This is a genomic window from Pengzhenrongella sicca (assembly GCF_017569225.1).
Lineage (GTDB): Bacteria > Actinomycetota > Actinomycetes > Actinomycetales > Cellulomonadaceae > Pengzhenrongella > Pengzhenrongella sicca.
The window spans coordinates 1341665-1367363 of sequence record NZ_CP071868.1 but is presented as its reverse complement, the minus strand read 5'-3'; the positions used below and the strand labels follow the sequence as shown (position 1 = coordinate 1367363).

The following is a 25699-nucleotide window of genomic DNA, read 5'->3' as shown; positions in this document are numbered from 1 at the left end:
TCTTCCAGTTCAGTCGCCCACTGGCAGGAACGCCAGCAGCACGAGGTACACGACGGGTGCGGTCAACAGCATCGAGTCGAGGCGGTCGAGCACGCCGCCGTGGCCGGGCAGCAGGCTGCCCATGTCCTTGAGCTCGAGGTCACGCTTGATGAGGGACTCCGACAGGTCGCCGATGGTCGCCGTCGTCACGGTCGCGAGGCCGAGGCCGACGCCGATCCACGGGCTCGCCCCGAACCCCCACCCGATGCCGACCGCGCCGACGACGCCCGAGAGCACGATCGAGCCGGCGAGGCCCTCCCAGGTCTTCTTCGGGCTGACCGACGGCGCGAGCGGGTGCTTCCCCATCAGGACGCCCGCCGCGTACCCGCCGACGTCGCTCGCGACCGCGAGCAGGACGAAGAGCAGGACCCGGCGCGCGCCGTCGGGCATCGACAGCGTGAGCATCACGAAGCCCGCGAGGAAGGGCAGGTACGCGGCCGCGAAGATCCCCGCGGTCGCGTCACGCAGCGCGGCCGGGCCGTTGCCGTCGAGGACGCGCCAGACGACGACGCCGCCCGCGGTGAGCATGAACGACACGAGCAGCGCCTCGCTGCCCGCGACGTAGGCCGACACGAGGATCCCGACCGCCCCGACGAGCAGCGGCAGGAGCGGCAGCTGGATGCCGCGCCGGCCGAACGCCTGCGCGAGCTCCCACAGGCACGCGCCGACCGCGACGATCGCGACGGCCACGAACGCCTCCTTGCGGATGAACAGCGACAGGCCCACCCCGGCCAGGAGCGCGATCCCGACGGCGCTCGCCACAGGAAGGTCCCGGCCGGAGCGGGTGACCTGGCGTGCCATGGGCTGGGCGAGCTCCGTCATCAGACCTCGAGCAGCTCGCTCTCCTTGGTCGCAAGCACCGAGTCGATGATGTCGACCCGGCTCTTGGTGAGGTGCTCGAGCTCCTTCTCGGCGCGCGCGACCTCGTCCTCGCCGGCGTCGCCGTCCTTGACGATGCGGTCGAGCTGCTCCTTGGCGCGGCGGCGGATGTTGCGCACCGCGATGCGCGCGTCCTCGGCCTTGGCCCGGGCGAGCTTCACGAAGTCCTTGCGGCGCTCCTCGGTCAGGGACGGGAGCATGACCCGGATGACGTTGCCGTCGTTGCTCGGGTTGACGCCCAGGTCGGACTCGCGCAGGGCCTTCTCGATCCCGACCATCGACGACTTGTCGAACGGCGAGATGAGGATCGTGCGCGCTTCGGGGGTGCTGAACGAGGCGAGCTGCTGCAGCGGCGTCGGGCTGCCGTAGTAGTCGACGAAGATCTTCGAGAACATGGCCGCGTTGGCCCGGCCCGTCCGGATCGTCGCGAAGTCGTCCTTGGCGACCTCGATCGCCTTGTCCATCTTCTCCTCGGCTTCGAGAAGCGTCTCGTCGATCACCGGTGCTCCTTAGGTCTGCGTGGCTCGCGTGCGTTGGTCGCCCTCGACGGGCGGGGATGTCACTCGGCGGAGACCAACGTGCCGATCTTCTCACCCTGCAGGGCGCGGGTGACGTTGCCCAGGTCGCTCATTCCGAACACGCGCATGCGCACGTCGTTGTCCTTGCACAGGCTGAAGGCTGTCGAGTCGACGACGCTGAGCCCCTGCAGCAGGGCGTCGGAGTACGTCACGTGATCGAGCCGGACGGCGGTCGGGTCGGTGCGCGGGTCGGCGGTGTAGACGCCGTCGACGCCGTTCTTACCCATCAGGACCTCCTGGCAGTGCGTCTCGAGCGCGCGCTGGACGGCCACGGTGTCGGTGGAGAAGTAGGGCATGCCCGCGCCCGCACCGAAGATGACCACGCGGCCCTTCTCCATGTGCCGGATCGCGCGCAGCGGCACGTACGGCTCGGCCACCTGACCCATCGTGATCGCGGTCTGCACGCGGGTGTCCACGCCGGCCTGCTCGAGGAAGTCCTGCAGGGCGAGGGCGTTCATCACGGTGCCGAGCATGCCCATGTAGTCGGCGCGCGCGCGGTCGAGGCCGCGGGAGGAGAGCTCGGCGCCGCGGAAGAAGTTGCCGCCGCCGGTGACGACGGCGACCTGGACGCCGTCGCGCACCGCGACCGCGATCTCGGCCGCGACCCGCTGGACGACGTCCGGCGCCAGGCCGATCGCGCCGCCGCCGAAGGTCTCGCCCGAGAGCTTGAGCAGGACGCGGCGGGCGGAGGCTTCCCCGCGCGTCGCGCCGCTGGCGTTCGTCGTGCCCAGGTCCTGCGCCACAAGTCCTCCACTAGCCGGTTGTCGTCGTGCTCGTTTGCCGCGGGCGTCTGCACCTGCGGCGATGGCCCCGGCCCCGAAGGACCGGGGCCACCCCCACGCTTGTCAGCTCACGCGCCGACGCGGTACCTCACGAAGCCGGTGACGGAGCCACCGGACTCGGCCAGCACCTGCGCGACGGTCTTCTTCTGGTCCTTCGCGAAAGCCTGCTCGAGCAGGACCGCCTCCTTGAAGAACCCGTTGAGCCGGCCCTCGACGATGCGCGCGAGCGCGGCCTCGGGCTTGCCCTCGTTACGCGAGGTCTCCTCCGCGATGCGACGCTCGGACTCGACCGTCTCGGCCGGGACGTCGTCCCGCGACAGGAACGTCGGCGAGTACGCCGCGATGTGCATCGCGATGTCCTTGGCCACCGAGGCTCCGGCCGCGTCCGTGGCGACGAGCACGCCGACCTGCGGGGGCAGGTCCTTGTTCACCTTGTGCAGGTAGACGGCGACCTTCTCGCCGGCGACCCGGGCAACCCGGCGCACGACGATCTTCTCGCCGAGCGTCGCCGCGGTGTTGTCCACCGCGGACTGCAGCGGCGCGCCGTCGATCTCGGCGGCGAGCAGTGCGTCCGCGTCGCGGGCCCCGGAGGAGACCGCCGCCGCGAGGACCTTCTCGGCCAGGCCGATGAAGGTCACGTTCTTCGCGACGAAGTCCGTCTCAGAGTTGACCTCGACGAGCACGCCGACCTCACCCTCGCCGTCGGGCGTCGCGGACACGTTCGCCGCGACGAGACCGTCGGAGGCCGAGCGGCCCTCGCGCTTGCTGACGCCCTTGAGGCCCTTGACCCGGATGAGCTCGAGAGCCTTCTCCGCGTCGCCGTCGGCCTCGTCGAGCGCGCGCTTGACGTCGAGCATGCCGGCGCCGGTGCGCTCCCGGAGCGCCTTGATGTCACTGGCGGTGTAGTTCGCCATGAAGAGTTACCGTCCTTCGTCGATGCTGGGTCCGCGGCGGTGTGAAGACCTACTCGGTCTTCGCGGCGCCGGTCTCGGTCTCGGGTGCGGCGACCTCGGCGGCCGGAGCGGCAGCCTCGACGGCTGGAGCCGCAGCGGCAGGCGCTGCGGGGACCGGCGCGGCCGGGGCGGCAGCCTCGGGAGCAGCGACCTCGGCGGGAGCCGGCGCAGCCTCGGGTGCAGCGGTCTCGACAGCGGCGGTCTCGACGACCGGGACGGCCTCCGCGATCGCCTCGACGAGCACGTTGGTCGTCTCGCTGAACGGCGCGTCACCAGCAGGCGCGACGACTCCGGCCGCGAGGCCGGCCTCGGCACCGGCGAGGAGCTCGCGCTCCCACTCGGCGAGCGGCTCGGCGTCCGGCGTGCCCTCGGCGCCCGCGGTGCGGCCCGAGTGACGCTGGATGAGGCCCTCGGCCACGGCGTCGGCGATCACTCGCGTCAGCAGCGAGACGGCGCGGATCGCGTCGTCATTGCCGGGGATCTTGTAGTCGACGACGTCGGGGTCGCAGTTGGTGTCGAGGATCGCGACGATCGGGATGTGGAGCTTGCGCGCCTCATCCACCGCGAGGTGCTCCTTGTTCGTGTCGACGATCCACACGGCGGAGGGGACCTTCGTCATGTCGCGGATTCCGCCGAGGGTCTTCGCGAGCTTGTCGCGCTCGCGCCGCATGATCAGCAGCTCCTTCTTCGTGAAGGCGCTCCCCGCGACGTCGGCGAAGTCGATGAGCTCAAGCTCCTTGAGGCGCTGGAGCCGCTTGTTCACGGTCTGGAAGTTGGTGAGCATCCCACCGAGCCAGCGCTGGTTCACGTACGGCATGCCGACGCGGGCGGCCTGCTCGGCCACGGGCTCCTGGGCCTGCTTCTTGGTGCCGACGAACAGGATCGTCCCACCGTGCGCGACGGTCTCCTTGACGAAGTCGTAGGCGCTGTCGATGTACCCGAGCGACTGCTGCAGGTCGACGATGTAGATGCCGTTGCGCTCGGTGAAGATGAAGCGCTTCATCTTGGGGTTCCAGCGGCGGGTCTGGTGTCCGAAGTGGACACCGCTCTCGAGCAGCTGACGCATGGTCACGACGGCCATGGCACGTCCTTCCGGCGCGCACCCTCACGGTGTGCGCGCGAAGCGGCGGGTCCGCCGGACGGACCCGCATTCCGGTTGTCGGCTCCGACCGGACGGTCGGTGCCCCTGGCGCCACGAACGCTGCTGGCGCCGAGGATGGATCTCCCGGACCGATGCCAGCGCGAACTCCCGGTCCTCGTCGTCCGGGCGGTGGGGCTCGGCGGCGGGTCCGCGGGCGAATGGCGCGCGATGTCGTCCGGCACAGGCCGGACGCGACCGTTACTCTACCCGACCTCCGGTCGGTCCCTCGACCTTCGCGTGCACCGCCGGCCGGCGCGTCGGCGGCGCGGTCTTCCCGCCGCGGCACCCTGGTCAGGTGCCCGCCCGACTCGCCCTGACCCTGACGCTCGCGACCGCAGCCGTCGGCCTCGCGCTGGCCGCCGCACCGGCCGGGCCGGGCGACCGAGCGCCGGCGGCCGCGGCGTCCCCCCGGGCCGGCGGCTACACCCTGCCGCTCGCGGGCGAGCCCGCCGTCGCGCAGCCGTTCGTCGCGCCCGCGAACCCGTGGGCGGCGGGCCACCGCGGCGTCGACCTCCGGGCGGCGGCGGCCGACGTCGTGCACGCGCCGGCCGCGGGCACGGTCGCGTTCGCCGGGACCGTCGTCGACCGCGGGGTGCTCACGATCGCCCACCAGGGCGGCCTGCGCTCGAGCCTGGAGCCCGTCGACCCCGCGGTGAGCGCCGGGATGTCGGTCACGGCGGGGCAGGCGGTCGGGACGGTGCAGCCGGTCGCCGGTCACTGCGCCCCCGCGACCTGCCTGCACTGGGGGGTGCGCCGCGGCGAGCGCTACCTCGACCCGCTCGGCCTCCTCGCCGGGGCCGGGCCGGTCGTGCTCCTCCCGGGCGGCTGAGGGGTCTGGCGGGCTGGTCGCGGGAGCGCGGGAGCGGTCAGTCGCGCTCGGAGCTCATGAGCTTCTCGCGCAGCCGGAGCATCGCGGCCGTGTGCATCTGCGAGATGCGGGACTCGGTCACGCCGAGCACACGCCCGATCTCCGCGAGCGTCATGCCCTCGTAGTAGTACAGGACCAGCACGATCTTCTCGCGCTCGCCGAGCTGCTCGATCGCTCGCGCGAGCAGGAACTTCGTCTCCTGTGCCTCGAACGAGCCGGCGGGGTCGGGCGTGAGCCGGTCCTCGAGCGTGTCGATCAGCGAGACCTGGCCGGTGCGCTCGGCGCCGGCGCCCAGCATCTCGTCGAGCGCCGCGACGTTCACGGTGGACAGCTGGGCGAACACCGTGCGCAGCTCGCCGACGCCGACCTCGAGCCGGACCGCGACCTCGGTCTCGCTGGGGGTGCGCCGCAGCTCGCCCTCGAGCTCGGCGTAGGCGCGGTCGACCGCGCGCGCCTTGGTCCGCACGGACCGAGGGATCCAGTCGATGGCGCGCAGCTCGTCGATGATCGCGCCGCGGATGCGCGAGCTCGCGTACGTCTCGAACTTCACGGCGCGGCCGAGCTCGTACTTCTCGATCGCGTCGATCAGGCCGAACATCCCGTAGGAGACGAGATCGGCCTGCTCGACACTGCTCGCAGGCGCATGCCGAGCCGGCTCGCGACGGCGGTGGCCAGCGGCGCGTAGTGCAGGATCAGGCGTTCGCGGGGGGCGCGGTCGCCGGTCGCCTTGTACTCACGCCAGACGTCGACGATCCGCTCGGCGGGCGTCTCGTCCGCCGGGTCGACGACGTAGTCGCCCGCGTCCTCGGGCTCGTGGTCCGGCTCGGGCTCTTCGGGGTCACCCGCGTCGGTGCGCTCGACCGCGAGCGAGTCGTTCGACGGCAGCGAGCCATTCGACGGCAGCGAGCCGTTCGACGGCAGCGAGCCGTTCGACGGCAGAGAGCCGCTCGACGGCGGGGAGCCGCTCGACGCATGCGGCCGCGGCACCGACGGGCCGAGCGAATCGGCGCCCTCGATCTCGCGTTGGCTTGCCTCGGCACTCACCGAACGTTCCCCCATGCTCGTTCTCATGCTCGTGGGTGCGCTTGCTGGAACGACGTCCGCAGGCGCTCGGCTGATACGTGCGTGTACCTCTGGGTCGTGGCAAGCGTAGCGTGGCCCAGAACCTCCTGAACGCTGCGCAGGTCGGATCCACCGGCGAGCAGATGGGTCGCCGCACTGTGCCGCAGCGCGTGCGGCGCGACGTCGTCGACACCCGCGAGCGCCGCTACCTGGTGCGAGACCTCGCGGAGCTGACGCTGGTCGGCCCGGTGCCCGCGGCGGCCGAGGAGCAGCGCGGGCCCGGACCCGGCGACGACGAGCCGCGGTCGCCCGCGGTCGAGCCACTGCGTGGTCGCCCGCGCCGCGGGGACCCCGAACGGGACCATCCGCTCCTTGTCCCCCTTGCCGACGAGCCGGATCAGCCGCTGGTCGAGGTCGACGTCGTCGACGTCCGCGCCGGCGATCTCACCGACCCGCGCCCCGGTGGCGTAGAGCAGCTCCAGCGCCGCCCAGTCGCGCAGGTGGATCGGGTCGTCGTCGTCAGCGCGGGTGCGGGCGACGTCGAGGAGCTGTGCGGCCGCCTCGACGCCGAGCACGGTCGGCAGGGTCAGGCTCGCGCGCGCGGACGCCAGGCGCAACGCCGGGTCCACCGCAAGCCGGCCGGTGCGCTGGGCCCACGCGAAGAAGGTGCGGGCGGCGGCGCCGCGGCGCGCGAGGGTGGCCCGGCTCAGGCTCTCGGCGGCCATCGCCGCGAGCCACGCCCGAAGCACCCCGAGGTCGATCTCGTCGAGCGCGCGGCGGCCCGCGGCGGCGGCGAACGCCGAGAGGTGCTCGAGGTCGCCCGCGTAGGCCCGAACGGTGTGCGCGGACAGTCCGCGCTGCGCGCTCAGATGCACGGCGAACTGCGCGAGCAGCTGCGCGTCGACCGGCCCGGTCGCCGGCGCGGCGCCCGCGACGTCGCGGGGCGCGTCGGCGGCGGTCGGGGCGGGCTGCATCCACCTACCGTTGCTGTCCCCGGCCCTCACTTCAAGGGCGACACGACCCGCGCGGACGCGGGCCGTGTCGGCGTTATCCCTTGTGCACCCCGATGCCCCGCTTCGTCCCCGCTGACGGCGCCGCGCACGGGAAAATTCACCCGCTCCGGTCGTCGGCACACCGACCTCGGCAGGCGTCACGGGCGCGCAGCTCGCGCGCGGCGGCGCCAGCCGGGGCCGTCACGTTCGGCCAGGCCGGCCAGCTCGAGGGGGCCAAGCGCGGCGTTGACCTGCGCTATCGAGAGGCCGGCCGCGCGGGCGAGCGAGTCCGTACCGGCGGCACGCCGCACCGGGAGCGCGTCGAGAACCTGACGCGCGGCGAGGCCGAGGCCGTCGACCTCGGCCGCGGCCTCGGCCCGCGCGGGCGCGAGGTCCGCCCCCGCGCCCGCGAGCTCGGCCACCTCGCCGGCGTCGGTGACGCACACCGCGACGCCCTCGCGCAGCAGCCGATGGCAGCCCGCCGACGCCATCGAGGTCACCGGTCCCGGCACGGCCCCGACCGGGCGTAGCAGCCCGGCGGCGTGCCCCGCGGTGTTGAGCGCGCCCGAGCGCCACGCCGCCTCCACCACCACGGTCGCGACCGCCGCGGCCGCGATCAGCCGGTTGCGCTGCAGGAATCGGGTCCGGCTCGGCACGCTGCCGGGCGGAACCTCGCTCACGACCGATCCGCCGGTCTCGAGCACCCGAGCGAGCAACGCGGCATTGCCCGCCGGGTACGGGCGGTCGACGCCGCCCGCCAGGAACACGACCGTGCGCCCGCCGCCGGCGATCGCGCCCCGGTGCGCGGCGGCGTCGACGCCGTACGCGCCACCCGAGACGACCGTGAAGCCGCGGTCGGCGACGCCCGCCGCCAGCTCGGCCGCGACGTGCTCGCCGTAGGCGGTCGCGGCGCGCGACCCGACGAGCGCCACCGACCTCGCCACGGCCGCGTCGACGGCGGCGTCGCCGCGCACCCACAGGCATGGCGGCGCGGCGGGGCCGAGGTCCGCGAGCGCCGTCGGCCAACCCGGCGTGCCCGGGTGCACGACGACGCCGCCCAGGCGCGCCAGCACGCGCAGCTCGCGGAGCGGGTCGAGCCCCTCGAGCCTGGGCGCCCACCGGCCGACCGCCGCGGCGAGCCGCCGGCGGGACGCGCCGCCGAGCCCGCCGGCCCGGTCGTCGGCGCGGCCGGCGGGGTGGTGGTCGGCGCCGTCATCGAACAGGTCGACCGGGTCGATCCCGACCACCGGGCCACCCGCGCCGCGCTGGCTGTCCCCGGCGCGCGCGGCGTCCCGCAGCCAGGCCAGGGCGTCGACCGGGCCGAGCGCCGCGATCACCGCGCCCGCGGTGAGGTCGCCCGGCTCGGCCACGCGGCTCCACGCGGCGCGCGCGAGCGTCACCGGGTCCACCTCCGCGCCGCTCATGCGCCCTGGCCCCGGGTGCGCAGCAGCAGCCCCTGACCGATCTCGGCGCGGCCGGGCGCCGTCCGGCCAGCGAGGTCCGCGAGCGTCCAGGCGACCCGCAGGACGCGGTCGACCCCGCGCAAGCTCAGCAGCCCCCGGTCGAGCCCGCGGTCCAGGTCGACCATCAGGGACCGGTCCGCGCCGAGCGCGGCACGGATCCAGTGCCCCGGCACCTGGGCATTCGTGCGCCACGGCGTCCCGGCCAACCGCTCGGCCTGCACCTGGCGCGCGACGGCGACGCGCCGGGCGACCGCGGCGCTCGCCTCCGCCGGGCCCGCGCCGTCGAGCTCGGCGCGCGTCGCGGGATGCACCTCGACCTGCAGGTCCACGCGGTCCAGCAGCGGACCCGACAGCCGCGCCCAGTAGCGCCGACGAGCCATCGGGGGGCACGTGCACTCGAGCCCCTTGCCGACCGCACGCCCGCACGGGCACGGGTTCGCGGCGAGCACGAGCTGGAACCGGGCCGGGTAGCGCGCCGAGCCACCGGCGCGATGGATCACGAGCTCGCCGTGCTCGAGCGGCTGGCGCAGGGTCTGCAGGACGCGCGGGGAGAACTCTGGCGCCTCGTCCATGAACAGCACGCCGAGGTGGGCGCGCGACGCCGCGCCGGGTCGCGGCACGCCGGAGCCGCCGCCCACGACGGCGGCGGGCGTCGCGGTGTGGTGCGGGTCCTCGAACGGGGGCCGCCGCATCAACCCCCCGCCCGCGTCGAACGTCCCCGCCACCGAGTGCACCGCCGTGACCTCGACGGCCTCGGCCTCGGTCAGGTCGGGCAGGAGCCCCGGCAGGCGCGCCGCGAGCATCGTCTTGCCCGCGCCGGGTGGGCCGACGAGCAGCAGGTGGTGCCCGCCGGCCGCGGCGACCTCGAGCGCCGACCGCGCCTCGAGCTGGCCCAGCACCTCGGCGAGGTCGGCCGCCGGGGTGGCCGACGGGGCCAGCACGGGCGCCACCACCGCCGGCACGGGCGGCGGCTGGGCGATGTCCGCGCCGTAGCGCCAGGCCATCTCGCCGAGGCTGGCCGCACCGAGCACCCGCGCACCCGGCACCAGCGCCGCCTCGCGGGCGTTCGCCGCGGGCACGACGACGCGCTCGTGCCCGGCGGCGACGGCCGCGGCGACCGCCGGCAGGACGCCCCGCACGGGGCGCAGGCGCCCGTCGAGCCCGAGCTCACCCAGGTGCACGACGCCGGCCACGCGGGCGCCGTCGACCACGCCCGCGCCCGCGAGCATCGCGACGGCGATCGCCAGGTCGAAGCCCGACCCCGCCTTCGGCAGCGAGGCGGGCGACAGGTTGACGGTGATCTTGCGCTGCGGCCAGTCGATCGCGGACGACGCGACCGCCGCGCGGATCCGGTCCCGGGACTCCGCGAGCGCCGCGTCCGGCAGCCCGACCAGGGAGAAGCCGGGGATCGACGGCGCGAGGTGCGCCTCGACCTCGATGACGTGCCCGGTCAGGCCGACGAGGCTGACCGCGAGGGTCCGACCGAGCGCCATCAGACGACTCCGACGAGGTGCTCGACGTGGGCGGCGCCGCTGCGCTGGACCAGCACCGCGATCACGTCGATGCGCAGCGAGCGCGGGTGCACATCGTGGGCCGCGAGCCACTGCGCGGTGAGCCGGCGCAGCCGAGCCCGCTTGCGCGCGGTGACCGCCTCGGCGGGATGGCCGAAGCGCAGGCCACGCCGGGTCTTGACCTCGACGACGATCAGCTCGCCGGCGCGCAGCGCCACGAGGTCGAGCTCACCGTCCCGGCCGCGCCAGTTGCGATCGAGGACCTGCCAGCCGCCGTTCTCGAGGTACGCGGCCGCGACCCGTTCGCCGTACCTGCCCACTGCATCCTTGGCGCGCACGATGCGACCACCTCCGCGGGCCACGGTGCGCCGTCGCGCCCGGCCGCACGAGAGCCCGGCGTCGGGCCTGCGGACGGCGCGCCGCCATCACAGCCTGGGGGTGGGTCGGCGTCGAACGACGAACTCAGCGCGGAGCGACGAACTCAGCGCGGGAAGGGACCGCTCTCGCCGAGGTCGAGCTCGGCCTTCGCCAGCTCCTCCACGTTGACGTCCCGGAAGGTGACCACGCGGACGGACTTCACGAACCGCGCGGACCGGTAGACGTCCCAGACCCAGGCGTCCGCGAGGCTCAGCTCGAAGTAGACCTCGCCCGCGGCCGACCGCACCTGCAGGTCGACCTGGTTCGCGAGGTAGAACCGTCGCTCGGTCTCGACGACGTAGGCGAACAGCCCCACCACGTCGCGATACTCGCGGTAGAGGGCGAGCTCCATGTCGGTCTCATAGTTCTCCAGGTCCTCCGCGCTCACGCACCCATCATGGACCATCGCCGCCGCCGACGCGGCCACCCGAGGTCTCAGCCGTCGAGCGGGAGCCGCCAGCTGCGGCGGTGCTGCTCGCTCACGCCGTGCGTGCGCAACGCCGCGAGATGGTCCGCCGAGCCGTACCCCTTGTTCTCGGCCCAGCCGTAGGCCGGGAACGTGGGCGCGAGCTGCGTCATGAGCGCGTCGCGCTCGCACTTGGCGAGCACGCTCGCGGCCGCGACCGACGCGCACGTGCGGTCGGCCTTGATGAGCACGTGCACGGTGGGCTCGAGCTCGAGGCGGGCGTCGTCCACGGCGTCGGCGCGGCCGAGCAGCAGGTCGAGCTCCGCCGGGAGCGTCAGCCAGTCGTGCGAGCCGTCGAGAAGCACCGCGTCGATCGGCCCGATCGCTGCGGTGAGCGTCGCGAGCGCGCGCCGCCCGGCGAGCCGCAGCGCCGCGATGATGCCGACGGCGTCGATCTCGGCCGGCGAGGCGTGGCCGACGGCGCGGGCCAGGCCCCAGCGCGACAGCGCGGGCAGCAGGGCGGTCCGGGCCGCGGGGCTGAGCAGCTTCGAGTCCGCGACGCCGCGCGGGCAGGCGCGCGTGCGCGCGTCGACCGCCACGACCCCGACGCTCACCGGCCCGGCGAGCGCCCCGCGGCCGACCTCGTCCATGCCCGCGACGACGAGCGCTCCCCCGCCGAGCAGTGCGCGCTCGCGGCGCAGGGTCGGCGGACGCAGCGGTGCCCGCGTCGGAGCGGTGGCGTGCGGCGCCGTCGGCGCGGTGGCGTGCGGCGCCGTCGGCGCGGTCGTCGTGGCGGTCATTTTGCCGCGTCCGGGACCTGAGCGAACACCGCCGAGGGGTTGCGCAGGATGGCCATCCGGTCCGCGGGCCACACCCGCGTGAACGCGACTCCGACGACGTTCTCCAGCGGGATGCTCCCGCCGCCCGGGTCGCCCAGGTGCCCGCGCGAGTCGCGCGAGTTCTGCCGGTTGTCGCCCATGACCCACAGGCTGTCCTGCGGCACGGTGATCGCGAAGGTGACCTCGCTCGGCACCGAGCCGGGCTTGAGCTGGGTCTCGTCGAGCGGCGCCCCGTTGACGGTCAGCCGGCCCTCGCTGTCGCAGCACGCGACCTCGTCGCCCGGCAGGCCGATCACGCGCTTGATCAGGTGCTCGCCCGAGTCCTGCGGGAGCAGCCCGATGTACGTCAGCCCGGCGTCGAACGCCTGCCGCAGCGAGCTCTGCTCGGCCTCGGTCGTCGCGGGCAGCCACCCGCCCGGGTCCTTGAAGACGACGATGTCGCCCCGGTGCAGGTCGAACGGGCCGGGCGTCAGCTTGTTGACCAGGACGCGGTCGCCGATCTGGAGCGTGTCCTCCATCGACGAGCTCGGGATGTAGAACGCCTGCATGAAGAACGTCTTGACCACGAGCGAGAGCACGAGCGCGCCGACCAGGATGATCGCCGTCTCGCGCAGCAGCGAGGTGCCGCGCGGAGCCCCCCGGCTCGCGCCGCGTGCCCGGCGGCTCTGCGGCACGGACTCGGACTCGGCGGGGTCAATCACGCGCTCATGGTGCCACTGCGCGCGGGTTGCGGCCTAACCGGCTCGCTGGCCAGCGGTCCGTCACTTGCGGCGGGCGCAGCGACGGGCGGCCACCACCAGGGTGACCGCCCGTCGCCAGCGAAACGTGGGTGCGTCAGGCCTTCTTGGCCGGAAGCGCCTCGCGCTTCTCCTTGATCTTCGCCTTCTTGCCGCGCAGCGCGCGCAGGTAGTACAGCTTCGCGCGACGCACGTCACCGCGGGTGACGACCTCGACCGACTCGAGCGCCGGGGAGTGCACCGGGAAGGTGCGCTCGACGCCGACGCCGAAGCTGATCTTGCGGACGCAGAACGTCTCGCGGACGCCGCCACCGGCGCGGGAGATCACGACGCCCTGGAAGACCTGCACGCGCGAGCGGGTGCCTTCCACGACCTTGACGTTGACCTTGAGGGTGTCGCCGGCGCGGAAGGCCGGGATGTCGGTGCGCAGGGAGGCCGCATCGACGGTGTCGAGAGTATGCATGTCAGTCGCTTTCTCGCGCTGCCACAGGTCAGACGCGTTGATCAGGAGCACCCGAGCGGGGTGCCCCGTGGGCAAGATGGTGCGGGTGCGCCCGAGATCGTGACCGTCTCCCCTGTGGCAGAGACGCGACCGGCGAACACCGACCGGTCAGTCTCCCACACCTTGGCCGTCGGGCGGCAATCGTCGCAGCCGGCCGTCGATGACGACCCAGCCCAGGCCCGAGAGGAGGGCGAGGTCCCCGCGGTCGACCGTCGCGGCGTCGAGCGCCTCGATCAGGTCCGGCCGCCGGGCGCTGGTGCGGGTCAGCGCCTCGTCGCGGCGCCAGCGGGTGATCTTGCCGTGGTGCCCCGAGGTGAGCACTGCGGGCACGTCGAGGCCGGCCCACGTCACGGGCCGGGTGAACACCGGGTACTCGAGCAGGCCGTCCGCGCCGTGCGACTCCTCGACGAGCGACTCCGGGTTGCCGATCACGCCCGGCAGCAGCCGGGTGACCGCCTCGACCATGACCAGGGCGGCGGCCTCGCCGCCGCCGAGCACGTAGTCCCCGATCGAGACCTCCGTGACCTGGATCCGGGTGCGGTAGTGCGCGGCGACCCGGGCGTCGATGCCCTCGTACCGCCCGCAGGCGATGACGAGGTGCGGCGCAGCGGCCAGCGCCTCGGCGGTGCGCTGCGTGAAGGTCGCCCCCGACGGCGTCGGGATGAGCAGGTGCGTCGTGTCGGTCACGAGCTCGTCGAGCGCGGTGCCCCAGACGTCGGGGCGCATGACCATACCCGCGCCACCGCCCGTCGGGGTGTCGTCGACCGTGTGGTGCCGGTCCACAGCCCAGGCCCGCAGGTCGTGGACCCGCAGGTCGACGAGCCCGGCGGCACGGGCCTTCCCGACGAGCGAGAGGCCGAGCGGCGCGAGGTAGTCCGGAAAGATGGAGACGACGTCGATGCGCACGTCAGGCCTCGTCGGCATCCGACGCGGCGGACCCCTGCGGCGGGCGGCCCGACGTCTCGTCGGAGATCACCAGGTTGGCGGCGTCCGACGCGAGCAGCCCGCCGGGCGGGTCGAGCACCACGCGCCCGCCCGCGACGTCGACGACGGGCACGATCGCCCGGACGAACGGGACGAGGGTCCTGGCCCCCGAGGGCTCGACCAGGACGAGCGCGTCGTGCGCCGGCAGGACCTCGAGCCCGGCGATGACGCCGAGGAACCGGCCGTCGATGTGCTCGGCGCGCAGGCCGGCCAGCTCGTGCGGGTACCAGGCGTCGTCCTCGTCGCTCGTGGACTCCTCGACGAGCAGCTCGACCCCGCGCAGCCGCTCCGACGCGGTGCGATCGGTCGCCTCGGCGAAGGTCAGGAACCACTTGTCGTGCAGCGTCCGGACGGCGGCGATCGTCAAAGGCCCGACGCCGGCCGGGGCGGTGGCCAGCACGGCGCCGACCGTGAGTCGCTCCGCCGGCGCATCGGTGCGCAGGTCGAGGGCTACCTCGCCGCGCAGCCCGTGCGCGCGGCCGATCCGGGCAACGGTCAGCTGCATGGGTGTGTTCCTCTTCCGAAGGCGCGTCGTTCCGGGACGGACGACGAGGCCCGGTCCCCAGGGTAGGGGTCCGGGCCTCGTCGGGTGATGCTGGGCGGAGCAGGTGCTGTGCGGACGGCTCGATCAGCGCCGGTCGACGTCGACGACGTCGATGCGGACCGGACCGTCAGTCGCGAGCGCGCCGACCACGGTGCGCAGCGCACGCGCTGTGCGCCCACCACGACCGATCACGCGCCCGAGGTCTTCGGGGTGAACCCGGACCTCGAGCAGCTCGCCCCGGCGCAGCGGCTTCGCGATCACGCGGACGTCGTCCGGGTGGTCGACGATGCCGCGCACCAGGTGCTCGAGCGCGTCCGCGAGCATCAGGCCTGCTTGTCTTCAGCGGCCTCGGCGGCCTTGCTCGCGGCAGCGGCCGCGTTGGCCCGCTTCTCCGACGCCTTCGCCTTGGACTTCTCCGCGGCGACGGCGTTGGCCTCGATCGCGGCCTTGGGGTCGAGCTTCGGGGCCTTGACCCGCAGGGTGCCCTCGGTGCCGGGCAGGCCCTTGAACTTCTGCCAGTCACCCGTGATCTTCAGGAGCACGGCGACCTGCTCGGACGGCTGTGCGCCGACCCCGAGCCAGTACGCGGCGCGCTCGCCGTCGATCTCGATGAGCGAGGGCTCTTCGGTGGGGTGGTACTTGCCGATCTCCTCGATGACGCGACCGTCGCGCTTGGCGCGCGAGTCCGCGACGACAACGCGGTAGTACGGCTGACGAATCTTGCCAAAACGCTTCAAACGGATCTTGGTGGCCACGGTGGTGGTCTCTCCTTGGTGTGGTGCGCGTTGGTCCGACGTCCCCGGCTCGTGGGGGCAGAGTCAGGAAGTCAGGCCGAAGGACACGGCGCGGCGGCTAGAGGGTCCGACGCACCGGGTACAGCGGGTCATTGTGCCAGATCCGCCGCCCGGGACCAACCACGACGGGCACGGCGATCGGCGGGCCGGGCACAGTCGGCGGGCAGAACAATCGGCGGGGCGACCGCTCAGCGGCCGAGGAACTTGTCGAGCCCGGGCGGCAGCTCGAGCGACGCCGGATCGACGGCCGCGTCCTTGGCGGGAGCGCCCAGCCCGAACGCCGAGCCCTGCGGCGCGCGCGGCGCGATGCCGGCGGCCTTGTCGGCCGCGAGCCGCTCGAGCTCGGCGCGCTTGGCGGGGTTGCCCGACTTCACCTTCTTGCCGCGCGCGGGCGGCGCGGTGCGGCCCTTGCCCTTCTTGCCGCCCATGCCGGGCAGGTTGCCCATCCCGGGCAGCCCCATCCCACCGCCGCGACTCATCTGCGCCATCATCTTGCGGGCACCCTCGAAGCGCTCGAGCAGCTGGTTCACGTCGGTGGCCGTGGTGCCGGAACCCTTCGCGATCCGCGCGCGGCGCGAGCCGTTGATGATCTTCGGGGCCTGGCGCTCCGCGGGCGTCATCGACCGGACGATGGCCTCGACGCGGTCGACCTCGCGCTCGTCGAAGTTGTCGATCGCCTCGCGCATCTGGCCCATGCCGGGGAGCATCCCCAGCATCTTCTTCATCGAGCCCATCTGCTTGAGCTGCTGCATCTGGGTGAGGAAGTCCTCGAGCGTGAAGCCGGTGCCGGAGGCGAGCTTGGCGGCCATCTCCTCGGCCTGCCCCGCGTCGAAGGCCTTCTCGGCGTGCTCGATGAGGGTGAGGACGTCACCCATGTCGAGGATGCGGGACGCCATCCGGTCGGGGTGGAACGCCTCGAACTCGGTGAGCTTCTCCCCGGTCGACGCGAACAGGATCGGACGGCCCGTGACGGAGGCGACCGACAGCGCGGCGCCACCGCGCGCGTCGCCGTCGAGCTTGGTCAGGACGACGCCGGTGAACCCGACGCCCTCCTGGAACGCCATCGCCGTCGCGACGGCGTCCTGGCCGATCATCGCGTCGATGACGAACAGGATCTCGTCGGGGTCGATCGCGTCGCGGATGTTCGCGGCCTGGCGCATGAGCTCGGCGTCGACGCCGAGGCGCCCGGCCGTGTCGACGATGACGACGTCGTGCTGGCGGGTTCGCGCGACAGCGAGGCCCTCGCGCGCCACGGCGACGGGGTCGCCCGTGTCGACCTGGTCGGTGCCGGCAGAGCCCTGCGCCCCGGGGTGCGGCGCGAACACGGGGACGCCGGCGCGCTCGCCGACGATCTGCAGCTGGGTCACGGCGTTCGGCCGCTGCAGGTCGGCCGCGACGAGCAGGGGCGTGTGGCCCTGCCCGCGCAGGTGCAGCGCGAGCTTGCCCGCGAGCGTGGTCTTGCCCGCGCCCTGGAGCCCGGCCAGCAGGATGACCGTGGGCGCGGTCTTCGCGAACGCGAGCGGCCGGTTGGCCCCGCCGAGGATCGCGACGAGCTCCTCGTTCACGATCTTCACGACCTGCTGGGCCGGGTTGAGCGCCCCGGACACCTCGGCCGAGAGCGCCCGCTCGCGCACCTTGCCGGTGAATTCGCGCACGACGACGACGGCGACGTCGGCATCGAGCAGGGCGCGCCGGATCTCGCGCACCGTCGCGTCGATGTCGGCCTCGGACAGCCGACCCTTGGTGCGAAGGTTCTTGAAGGTCGACGTCAGTCGGTCGGACAGGGTGGCGAACACCGCGGGATCCTCACCGTTCTTTCGTGATTACGGACGGTTCAGCCTACCCGCCAGCGCGCGCGCACCCCGGCCGGTCAGGTCGTCGACCAGGCGGGTCCGCCAGGTCGTCCACGCCAGCGGCCCCGCCGCGGACGCGTCGGCCTCCGTCAGCGCGCGCAACATCTCGAGCATCTCGGCGCGGTGATCGACGGCTGCCAGCAGGGTCTCGAGGGTCTCGGGCGCGTCCGGGTCCTGGGTCGTCGCCAGCTCGGCCAGCGTCAGGTGCTCGCGCACGAGGCGCGTGACGTCGTCCCGCTCGGGCTCGGCGAAGCCCATCCGGGTGAGGATGCCGGGCACGAGGCGCGCCCCCTCGGCAGAGTGGTCGGTCGAGCCGGGCCGCTTCCCGATGTCGTGCAGCAGCGCGGCGAGCAGGAGCACGTCCGAGCGCTCCGCGCCTCGGCCGGAGCGGCCCACCCGGGCGACGGTCTCGATCAGGTGCCGGTCGACGGTGTGCCGGTGGATCGCCGATCGCTGCGGCCGGTTCCGTACCGCGGCCCACTCGGGGATCCAGGTCGTCACGACCCCGGCGAGGTCCAACGCCTCCCACACGGGGATCTGCGCCGGGCCGGTGCCCAGCAGCTGGAGCAGCGACTCGCGGGCGGGGCGCGGCCACGGGACCGGCAGCGCGGGGGTCTGGGTCAGGCTCGCGACGGTCACCGGGGACAGGTTCAGGCCCGTTCGGGCGGCCGTCGCCGCGGCGCGCAGCGAGAGCAGCGGGTCGCTCGCGGGCCGGGCGTCGACGCCCAGCACGAGCTCGCCGTCGTGCTCGACGAGGCCCTCGCCCACGGAGCGCAGGCTGGGCGCGCTGCGCCGGCCCCGCACGAGCATCGGCCGGCGGGAGATCACCGGGCGCTGGAGCGCCTGGCGGGCGTGCCGGACGGTCGTGTCCAGCGCGTAGGAGATGATCCGGCCCGCCTCGGCGAGGCTCGCGAGCAGGTCGTCCGAGTCGTCGAAGCCGCACATCGCGGCGACCTCGTCCTGGTCGGCGAGCAGCAGCTGGTTGGTGCGCCGACGGGTCACGACCTGGACGGCGTCGCGGACGTCGAGCAGGTGCGCGTGCGCCTGGTCGGTCGCGCCGTGCGGGCGGTCCGTCAGCCATGTCGCCGCGAGCGCCGAGAGCACGACGGCGTCCCGGATGCCGCCGCGGGCCTCCTTGAGGTCGGGCTCGATCAGGTACGCGAGCTCGCCGTGGCGGTCGGCCCGCTCGCGGGTGGAGGTGAGCAGCTCGGGCAGGCGGCGGCGCGCCGCCGAGCGCCAGTCGGTCAGCAGCGCGGACTTGGCGCGGTGCACGACGATCGCGTCGCCCGCGATCGGCCGCAGGTCGAGCAGCCCCACCGCCGCCGGCAGGTCCTTGGACGCCACCTGACGGCACTGCGCGAGCGAGCGCACGGAGTGGTCGAGGTCGAGGCCGGCGTCCCAGATCGGGTACCACAGGCGCTCGGCGAGCGCCGACAGCTGCGCCGGCGTGTGCCCGCGGCCGTCGTGCACGAGCACGAGATCGAGGTCACTCGCGGGGCTGGGGTCGCCGCGGCCGATGCTCCCGACCGCGCCGAGGGCGATGCCGTGCAGGTCCTCGCCGAGCTCGCGGCGGTCGGCGTCGGGCAGGGCCGCGACCGCGCTGTGCCAGAGGTCGACGAGGCTCGCGCTGACCAGCTCGGAGATCGCGGCACGGCGCGCCGCGCCGTCCGTCCCCGGGCCGCTGCGCGAGAGGGCGAGCTCGAGCCGAAGCGCCCGAAGGTCCCGCACCCCACCACGGGTGGGGTGCGGGACCTCGGTGGACTCCTGCCCGGTCGCATCGCTTTCGTGCGGCCGTGAAGCGGTCATGCCTACAGCGCCTCCGCGCCGTGCTCGCCGGTGCGCACGCGCGCGACGTCCTCGACCGGGACGACCCAGACCTTGCCGTCGCCGATCTTGCCGGTCTGCGCGGCCTTGATGATCACCTGCGTCACCGTGGCCACGTCCTCGTCGCCGACGAGCACCTCGATGCGAACCTTGGGGACGAGGTCGACCGTGTACTCCGCACCGCGGTAGACCTCGGTGTGCCCGCGCTGACGGCCGTAACCGCTCGCCTCGCTCACGGTCATGCCCCGCACTCCGGCTGCCTCGAGCGCCGACTTCACGTCGTCCAACCGGTGCGGCTGGATCACTCCGGTCACGAGCTTGGTCATGCCTTCACCTCCGTCGTCATACGAGCGCCGAGTGCCTCGTACGCGGTCTCGCCGTGCGTCGTCAGGTCGACGCCGGTCACCTCATCCTCGTCGCTGATCCGGAATCCCATCGTCGCCTTGAGGATCAACGCGATCACCGACGTGGCGACGAAGGAGAAGGCGACGACGACGAGCGCCGCGATGATCTGCGTCGCGAGCTGGGTGAAGCCGCCACCGTAGAACAGGCCGTTCAGGGCGCCGTCCGGGTACCAGGTCGAGTTCTTGTCGGTTGCGAAGAAGCCGATGAGGATCGTGCCCGTGAGGCCGCCGACGAGGTGGACCCCGACGACGTCGAGCGAGTCGTCGTAGCCGTACTTGAACTTGAGGCCGACCGCGAGGGCGCACAGGACGCCCGCGACGGCGCCGATGGCGATAGCGCCGTACGTGTCGACCGCCGCCGCCGCGGGGGTGATCGCGACGAGGCCCGCCACGACGCCGGACGCGGCGCCGAGCGACGTCGCGTGCCCGTCGCGCAGCTTCTCCGCGAGCAGCCAGAACAGCATCGCGGCGCAGGTCGCGATCATCGTGTTCAGCCAGGCGCGACCGGCGACGTTGTCAGCGGCAAACTCCGACCCGGCGTTGAAGCCGAACCAGCCGAACCACAGGAGCGCGGCGCCGAGCATGACGAAGGGGAGGTTGTGCGGCCGCATGGGCTCCTTGCCGAAGCCCTTGCGCTTGCCGATCACGAGCGCCAGGGCAAGGCCCGCGATCCCGGCGTTGATGTGCACGACGGTGCCACCCGCGAAGTCGATCGGGACCGAGAGGCTGCTCGTGATCCCGTCCGCGCCGAGCAGGCCGCCGCCCCACACCCAGTGCGCGACCGGGACGTAGACGACCGTCGCCCAGATGCCGGAGAAGACGAGCCAGGTGCTGAACTTCGTGCGGTCCGCGATCGCCCCGCTGATGAGGGCGACCGTGATGATGGCGAACGTCGCCTGGAACGCGACGGCGACGAGCGCCGGGACGCCGGCGGCCGCCATCAGGCTCTGGTCGTCCGTCATGCCGTCGAGGCCGAAGTAGTCGAACGGGTTGCCGAACAGGCCCCCGACGTCCGTACCGAAGACCGCCGAGTATCCCCACAGGACCCAGATCAGCCCGACGACGCCCATCGCGCCGAAGCTCATCATCATCATGTTGAGGACGGACTTGCCGCGCACCATGCCGCCGTAGAAGAACGCCAGACCTGGCGTCATCAGCAGCACGAGCCCGGATGCCGTGAGCATCCAGGCCGTGTTTCCGCTGTCCAGCGTGAATTCCATGTGGATCGCCTCTCCCCTTGCCGACCGCTCGGCCGGTCGGTCCCCACCTTCGGGTAACGCGATTTCCCGGCGGTGCCCGGAGTGTTACGGGGGGATGACAAGGAGGCCGATCACGTAAACGTTGCGTTTCGCAGGCGGGGCCCGGCGCGGGTTCGGGGCGTCCCGGGCGGGCCTGGCCGGCCGAGGGTGCGGGGTGTGGATACGGCCGGGAGCGGCAGGTGCGACCGGTACCGTCGTGGTGCACCCACCCCGACGTCACCAGGAGCAGCCGTGCCCGCAGCCATGGATCCGCGGGCATCGTGAGCGAGGCCGGCGGCCCGCTCGTCGCGACGGGGTGGTACCCGGACCCGATGCGCCGCGCTGCGCTGCGGCAGTGGTCCGGATCGGGCTGGACCGCCCGGGTCTCGGACGGGCACTCGACCTGGGACGACCCTCGCCCCGTGCGCCGCGCGCTCGTCGCCGCCGACCTCGACGCGCTGCGCTTCGTCGAGAACGTCTTCCTGCCCGAGGCGCTCGCGCAGGGCGCCGACACCCCGGCGCGGCAGCTCGCGCTGCTGGCCGAGCTCACGACGGAGGCGCGGCGCGGGGCCGCGCCCGCGCCGGCTCGGCCGGCGCCCGCGGCGGCCAGCCCGGCTCTGCCGCACCAGGGGAACGCGGATACCTGGGTCGCGCACCCGGGCATCCCGCACCCGGGCCTCCCCCACCCCGCCGTCCCGCGCCCGGCGGCGCCGCCCGCGGGCCGGCCGCCGCGCCCCGCCGCGCCCGGCCCGGCCCGGCCGCGGTCCGCCGCCGCCCGGTGGTCCGCGCGGGCGCGGCGACGGGCCGGCTCGGACCTCGCGCTGCACGGCCTGGCGTACCTCGGTGTGCTGCTGCTTTTCATCGGCGTGTTCGGGCTCGTCGCGTTCGCGTTCGCCGACGTCACGCCGGGCCTGCGGCCGGTGGCCGAGCTCGCGTGCGCGAGCGTCCCGTTCGCCGCCGCGCGGCTGCTCCGCGCTCGGGGCGCCACCGTCGCGGCGCAGGCGCTCGAGATCGCGGGCGGCCTGCTGCTGCCCGTGCTGCTGATCACGTCGATGGTCGACGGCTCCGGGCTGCCCCCGGACCTGGCGGGCGGCGCGCTCGTGGTCGCCCTGACCCTGGGCTGCGCCGCCCTTTCTGTCGCGCTTGCGGCATGGGCGCACCGGCACCCGGCCAGCGGCGTGCGGTTCGCGGTCGCGCCGGCGGTCTGGTTCGCCGTCGCCGCGGCCACGCTCGGGGCTGGCCGGGCCGTTCCCCAGGGCCGCGACGTCGCCGTCCCGACCGCGTGGCAGGTCTGCGCGGTGAGCGCCGCGCTCGTGCTCACGCTCGCCGCCGGACGGCGCTGGCCGAGCTCGGCCCTGGCCGCGGCCGCACTGCGGGCGGGCGTCTCGGGCACCGTCGTGCTCGCCGTCCTCGCGGCCGTCACCGGCGCCGCGCAGGGCTGGCCCGGTCCCGCCGTCGCCGGCGCGGGGATCGCGCTGCTCGTCGCGCTCGTGCTGCTACGGCCGGTGGTCCCGGCGCCGATGATCGACGTCGTGGCGCCCGGCTGGTGGGCGCTCGTGGGCCTGGCGCTGGCGCCGAGCCTGCCTGCCGGGGCGCTCGCCGCCCTGCTCGCCGCGGGCTTCCTGGCGCTGCTCGAGCACGCCCACGCCCGCGGGGCGCGCGCCGCGGCGCTCGTGCTGCCGGGCGCCGGGCTCGCGGTCTGCCTCGCCGTCGCCGCGCCCGACCCCGGTTGGGCGGCCGCCCTGTATGCCGGGCTCGCCGCCTGGGCGCTCGCACGCCGGACCCGTCCCCTCGGCGGTCGCGGGGGCGCGCGCGTCCTGGACCTCGCAGCGGCGGCGCTACCCGCCGCGTCGGTCCTGGCGCTCGCGACGGCGGCCGACGGCTGGGTCGCCCTCGCCGCCGCTGCCGCCCTCGTCCTCACCGCGACCGTGCCGGCACGCTGGCCCGTGCTGCGCCGGCACGCCGCCGACCAGTTCTGGCCGCGGTGGTGGCGGGGCGCGGTCCCGACCGTCGCCGCCGGCGCCCTCGTGGCCTGGCCGCCCTCCACGACGTCGGCGCAGGCGTGGCTCGTCGCCGGCGTGCTCGTCGCCCTCGCCGGGGCCGCGGCCGTCGGCCCGCTGGCTCCGCCCGCCCGGACCTGGGCCGTCGTCGCCCTCGCCGCGGGCGCCTGGCTCGTCGCGTGCGACGCCGGCGCGCTGGGCGACCCGGTGCGCGGGATCGTGCTGGCGGCCGCCGCGCTCGCGCTCGTCGCGCTCGCGCACCTCCGCGCGCGGCCCGCAGGGGCCGCCATCGGCCTGGCCGGGCACGCCACCGCGCTGCTCGCGCTCGCCCTGGCCGGCGCGGGGTGGCCCCTCGTCGTCGTGGTCGCGCTCGCGACGGCGGGCTGCGCGGTCACGGCCGTCGCCGCCGACGGCGGCCGCTCGCCCGTGGGCGCCACGCTCGCCGGCGTGGGCCGCCCGCTGACCTTCGTACCGTGGGCGGCCGTGGCGGCGGGCCTGCCCGCGGTGGTGGTCGGGGGGCTGGACTCGGCCGGGCTGCTCGCGGCCGACGACCCGTGGACGGCCGCCGTGCTCGCCGTCGTCGCGCTCGGGTACGCGCTCGTCACCCGCGCGCCCGTGGCGCCGCGGTGCGCCGCGACCCTCGCGTGGGCGGCGTTCGCGCTCGCGCTCGCGGCGGCGGGATCCGCCTGGGCGCCGTGGCCCGCCGTCGTCGGCCTGGGCGCGGTGATCGCCGCGCCGGCGCTCATTGCGGCGCCGCGCCGCGCCGCGGTGATGGGGTGGACGGCGTGGGTCGCGATGGCCCCGTTCGCCGGCCTGGTCGCCCACCTGCTCGTCCCGCCGTTCGCCGCCCTGCCCGGCGCGACCCAGGTCGCCGCGACGCTGACCGTCGTCGGCGGCGCGCTGCTCGTCGGCTCCGCGGCCGCGGACCTGCGCGGGAGCCGGTGGGTGCCCCGCCCACGGCCGCTGCACGCCTGGCTCGTCCCGCCGGCGACCGTCGGCGCGCTGGGCCTGGCCGGTGCCCTCGCGCTCCTCGCCGCGGGCGGCGCGCTCGACGCCGCCGGGTCCGGCCCGCTGCCCGGGGCGGGTCTGATCACCCTCGGCGTCGCGGCGATCCTGCTGGCCGTCGGCGTGCTGGCCCGCGCCGGCGCGCTCGCGGGCGCCGCCGCCGTCGTCGGCTGGTTCGCCGCGCTCGAGCTGGCCGGGCCGACGCTCGGCGCCCGACCGCTCGTGGCCGTGGTCGCCGCGGCGGCGCTCGTGGCGACCGCGCAGACGCTGCACGGGCTGACCGCCGAGCGTGGCTGGTGGAGCCGTTGGGACGCCCCCGTCCTCATCGCCGCGGCGCCCGTCGCCCTCACCGCGCTCGCCGCAGCGGCCGACGGCGACCGGTTCACCTCGACGTTCGCCCTCGTCGGCCTGCTCGTCGCCGGCGTCGCCGTGCAGCTACGGGCACGGGCCGCGCTCGCCGAGGTCCTCGGGTGGACCGGCGCGACGCTCGTCCTCGTGGGCGCGGGGGCCGCCGGCGCGGGCTGGCTCGCGCTCACCCTCGCCGCGCTCGCCACCGTGCACACCGGGCTGGCCGTGCGCGCCGCCGACCCCGGGTCGCGGACCGTGCGGCAGCTCACCGGCGTCGCGGCCGCCGTCGCGGCGTGGGTCGCGGCGCTGGACTGGTTCGCCTGGTCGACCCAGGCCGGTGTCGACGCCACGGCCGTGGGCGCGGGCGCCGTCGCGGTCGTCGCGGCGGCGCTCACGCGGGCGGGCCGGACCGACCGGTCCTGGTCGGCCACCTGGGGCGGCGCCGCGGCGGCCGTCCTGCTCGTGGCCGTCGGGACCAGCCTGCGGCCCGCCGGCCTCGGCGCCGACGACGTCGCGCCCGGCGGCTGGGTCATGCTCGGCCTGGTGGGGCTGACGGCCGCGCTGGCCGGGTCCGCGCGGCCGTTCCGGGCGCCCTGGCTGCGGGACGCGTGCGCGGGCTCGGCGCTCGCCGCACTGCTCGTCGCACTCGACTGGCTGCAGGCGGGCGACGCGACGCGCGCCGCGACCCTCGCGGCGCTCGTCGCGACGCTCGCGCTCGGTCAGCTCGCGCTCGGTCAGCTCGCGGTCGCTCAACTCGCCGTTCGTGAGCCCGCAGCCGGTCAGCTCGCAACCGGTCAGCTCACGCCTGCGCGGCGCGGTCGGGCCGCGCACTGGGTCCGGCCGGCCGGCGTGCTCGGCGTGGCCGCGGTCGGCGTCGCGGCTCTCCTCGGGCTGGCCGCGCTGCCAGACGCCGGACCGCTCGTGCCCGTGCTGGCGGCCGCCGCCGTGCAGGTGGCCGCCGCCGGGGTGCGGCGGCGCTCGATCGGGCTGCAATTGCTCGCCCCCGCGCTCGCGTGCGTGGCCTGGCTGCTCTTCGTCGCCGACGTCGTCGGCGGCGGCCCGCAGTGGTACTCGGTGGCGATCGGCCTGACCCTGCTCGCCGTCGCGGCCCTGTGGCGCCGCGATCGCCGCGGCCGCGGCCTACCGGTGGCCGCGGCGGAGGTGGTCGCGATCGAGCTGACGGGGCTGGCGTTCGTCGTCAGCGCCTCGCTCGTCCAGGCGGTCACGCAGTCGGTCGCGCACGCCCTCGTCGCGGCGGCGCTCGGGATCGCGATCGCGGTCTGGGGAGTGGGCTCGCGCGTGCGCCGGCGGGTCGCCGCCGGGACGGTCGTGCTCCTGACCTCGGTCGTGCTGCTCGTCGCTGCGCCGCTCGTGGCGCTGCTGCCCGCGTGGGGCGGCGCGTGGGTGTGGATCCTGATCGCCGTCGCCGGCCTGGCCGCGGTGCTCGCGACGACGCTGATCGAACGCGGTCGAGCGATGGTCACGACGACGCGTGGGCGCCTCGGCCGCGCCACGGCCGGCTGGGAGTAGTCGGGG

Annotated in this window: 25 protein-coding genes; 2 read left to right on the top strand and 23 right to left on the bottom strand. The window is 74.9% G+C overall.

Features of this window, described 5'->3' with window-relative positions:
* Positions 1-9: 9 nt before the first annotated feature.
* The 5 genes from J4E96_RS06225 to rpsB all read right to left on the bottom strand — a co-directional run bounded on the left by J4E96_RS06225 (position 10) and on the right by rpsB (position 4312).
* Positions 10-861 (bottom strand): phosphatidate cytidylyltransferase, encoded by an 852-nt coding sequence (locus tag J4E96_RS06225; protein WP_227424904.1) that lies wholly within the window; start codon positions 859-861, stop codon positions 10-12.
* Complete coding sequence (gene frr / locus J4E96_RS06220) at positions 861-1418, bottom strand: ribosome recycling factor (protein ID WP_227424903.1); 558 nt, start codon at positions 1416-1418, stop codon at positions 861-863. Before frr ends, J4E96_RS06225 begins: the two co-directional genes overlap by 1 nt.
* A gap of 59 nt (positions 1419-1477) precedes the next feature.
* The gene (gene pyrH, locus J4E96_RS06215) at positions 1478-2239 is read right to left on the bottom strand and encodes a UMP kinase (protein ID WP_227424902.1); all 762 of its coding nucleotides are present in this window, start codon (positions 2237-2239) and stop codon (positions 1478-1480) included.
* Positions 2240-2346: 107 nt separating this feature from the next.
* Positions 2347-3192 carry a translation elongation factor Ts gene (tsf, locus tag J4E96_RS06210; RefSeq protein ID WP_227424901.1) on the bottom strand — a complete coding sequence of 282 codons (846 nt, stop codon included), beginning with the start codon at positions 3190-3192 and terminating at the stop codon, positions 2347-2349.
* A gap of 49 nt (positions 3193-3241) precedes the next feature.
* The gene (rpsB, locus tag J4E96_RS06205; protein ID WP_227424900.1) at positions 3242-4312 is read right to left on the bottom strand and encodes a 30S ribosomal protein S2; all 1071 of its coding nucleotides are present in this window, start codon (positions 4310-4312) and stop codon (positions 3242-3244) included.
* Positions 4313-4667: 355 nt separating this feature from the next.
* On the opposite strand from rpsB, the gene J4E96_RS06200 reads away from it, so the two are divergent.
* The gene (locus J4E96_RS06200; protein ID WP_227424899.1) at positions 4668-5201 is read left to right on the top strand and encodes a murein hydrolase activator EnvC family protein; all 534 of its coding nucleotides are present in this window, start codon (positions 4668-4670) and stop codon (positions 5199-5201) included.
* A 37-nt stretch (positions 5202-5238) separates the two neighbouring features.
* On the opposite strand, the gene J4E96_RS06195 is transcribed toward J4E96_RS06200, so the two are convergent.
* The 18 genes from J4E96_RS06195 to J4E96_RS06110 form a co-directional block, all read right to left on the bottom strand.
* Positions 5239-5838: a FliA/WhiG family RNA polymerase sigma factor gene (locus J4E96_RS06195; protein ID WP_227424898.1), complete on the bottom strand. Its 600-nt coding sequence runs from the start codon at positions 5836-5838 to the stop codon at positions 5239-5241.
* A complete protein-coding gene (locus J4E96_RS20495; RefSeq protein ID WP_227424897.1) occupies positions 5826-6284 on the bottom strand; it encodes a hypothetical protein in 459 nt (152 codons plus the stop codon). The genes J4E96_RS06195 and J4E96_RS20495 overlap by 13 nt, the downstream gene beginning before the upstream one ends.
* Before the next feature lie 23 nt (positions 6285-6307).
* Positions 6308-7276 carry a tyrosine recombinase XerC gene (locus tag J4E96_RS06185; protein WP_227424896.1) on the bottom strand — a complete coding sequence of 323 codons (969 nt, stop codon included), beginning with the start codon at positions 7274-7276 and terminating at the stop codon, positions 6308-6310.
* A gap of 176 nt (positions 7277-7452) precedes the next feature.
* Positions 7453-8718: a DNA-processing protein DprA gene (dprA, locus tag J4E96_RS06180; protein ID WP_227424895.1), complete on the bottom strand. Its 1266-nt coding sequence runs from the start codon at positions 8716-8718 to the stop codon at positions 7453-7455.
* Positions 8715-10250 (bottom strand): YifB family Mg chelatase-like AAA ATPase, encoded by a 1536-nt coding sequence (locus J4E96_RS06175; protein WP_227424894.1) that lies wholly within the window; start codon positions 10248-10250, stop codon positions 8715-8717. Before J4E96_RS06175 ends, dprA begins: the two co-directional genes overlap by 4 nt.
* A complete protein-coding gene (locus tag J4E96_RS06170; RefSeq protein WP_227424893.1) occupies positions 10250-10606 on the bottom strand; it encodes a YraN family protein in 357 nt (118 codons plus the stop codon). Before J4E96_RS06170 ends, J4E96_RS06175 begins: the two co-directional genes overlap by 1 nt.
* Positions 10607-10749: 143 nt before the next feature.
* On the bottom strand, positions 10750-11073 hold the full coding sequence (locus J4E96_RS06165) for a DUF2469 domain-containing protein (protein WP_227424892.1): 324 nt from the start codon (positions 11071-11073) through the stop codon (positions 10750-10752).
* Between the two features lie 47 nt (positions 11074-11120).
* Positions 11121-11891, bottom strand: coding sequence for a ribonuclease HII (locus J4E96_RS06160; protein ID WP_227424891.1), 771 nt, complete (start codon positions 11889-11891; stop codon positions 11121-11123).
* Positions 11888-12631, bottom strand: a complete 744-nt coding sequence (gene lepB, locus J4E96_RS06155) for a signal peptidase I (RefSeq protein ID WP_227424890.1) — start codon at positions 12629-12631, stop codon at positions 11888-11890. Before lepB ends, J4E96_RS06160 begins: the two co-directional genes overlap by 4 nt.
* 133 nt (positions 12632-12764) lie before the next feature.
* Positions 12765-13130 carry a 50S ribosomal protein L19 gene (gene rplS / locus J4E96_RS06150; RefSeq protein ID WP_227424889.1) on the bottom strand — a complete coding sequence of 122 codons (366 nt, stop codon included), beginning with the start codon at positions 13128-13130 and terminating at the stop codon, positions 12765-12767.
* A 147-nt stretch (positions 13131-13277) separates the two neighbouring features.
* Positions 13278-14075, bottom strand: coding sequence for a tRNA (guanosine(37)-N1)-methyltransferase TrmD (trmD, locus tag J4E96_RS06145; protein WP_227424888.1), 798 nt, complete (start codon positions 14073-14075; stop codon positions 13278-13280).
* A gap of 1 nt (position 14076) precedes the next feature.
* Positions 14077-14658 (bottom strand): ribosome maturation factor RimM, encoded by a 582-nt coding sequence (gene rimM, locus J4E96_RS06140; RefSeq protein ID WP_227424887.1) that lies wholly within the window; start codon positions 14656-14658, stop codon positions 14077-14079.
* 123 nt (positions 14659-14781) lie between these two features.
* Positions 14782-15021: an RNA-binding protein gene (locus J4E96_RS06135; protein ID WP_227424886.1), complete on the bottom strand. Its 240-nt coding sequence runs from the start codon at positions 15019-15021 to the stop codon at positions 14782-14784.
* Positions 15021-15452, bottom strand: coding sequence for a 30S ribosomal protein S16 (gene rpsP / locus J4E96_RS06130; protein WP_227424885.1), 432 nt, complete (start codon positions 15450-15452; stop codon positions 15021-15023). The genes J4E96_RS06135 and rpsP overlap by 1 nt, the downstream gene beginning before the upstream one ends.
* A gap of 227 nt (positions 15453-15679) precedes the next feature.
* A complete protein-coding gene (ffh, locus tag J4E96_RS06125) occupies positions 15680-17287 on the bottom strand; it encodes a signal recognition particle protein (RefSeq protein WP_227424884.1) in 1608 nt (535 codons plus the stop codon).
* Positions 17288-17314: 27 nt separating this feature from the next.
* The gene (locus tag J4E96_RS06120) at positions 17315-19150 is read right to left on the bottom strand and encodes a [protein-PII] uridylyltransferase (RefSeq protein ID WP_227424883.1); all 1836 of its coding nucleotides are present in this window, start codon (positions 19148-19150) and stop codon (positions 17315-17317) included.
* A 2-nt stretch (positions 19151-19152) separates the two neighbouring features.
* Positions 19153-19494, bottom strand: a complete 342-nt coding sequence (locus tag J4E96_RS06115) for a P-II family nitrogen regulator (protein ID WP_227424882.1) — start codon at positions 19492-19494, stop codon at positions 19153-19155.
* A complete protein-coding gene (locus J4E96_RS06110; protein WP_227424881.1) occupies positions 19491-20792 on the bottom strand; it encodes an ammonium transporter in 1302 nt (433 codons plus the stop codon). Before J4E96_RS06110 ends, J4E96_RS06115 begins: the two co-directional genes overlap by 4 nt.
* Before the next feature lie 299 nt (positions 20793-21091).
* Between J4E96_RS06110 and J4E96_RS06105 the strand changes: the two genes are divergently transcribed.
* Positions 21092-25693 (top strand): hypothetical protein, encoded by a 4602-nt coding sequence (locus tag J4E96_RS06105; RefSeq protein WP_227424880.1) that lies wholly within the window; start codon positions 21092-21094, stop codon positions 25691-25693.
* The last annotated feature ends 6 nt before the right edge of the window (positions 25694-25699 follow it).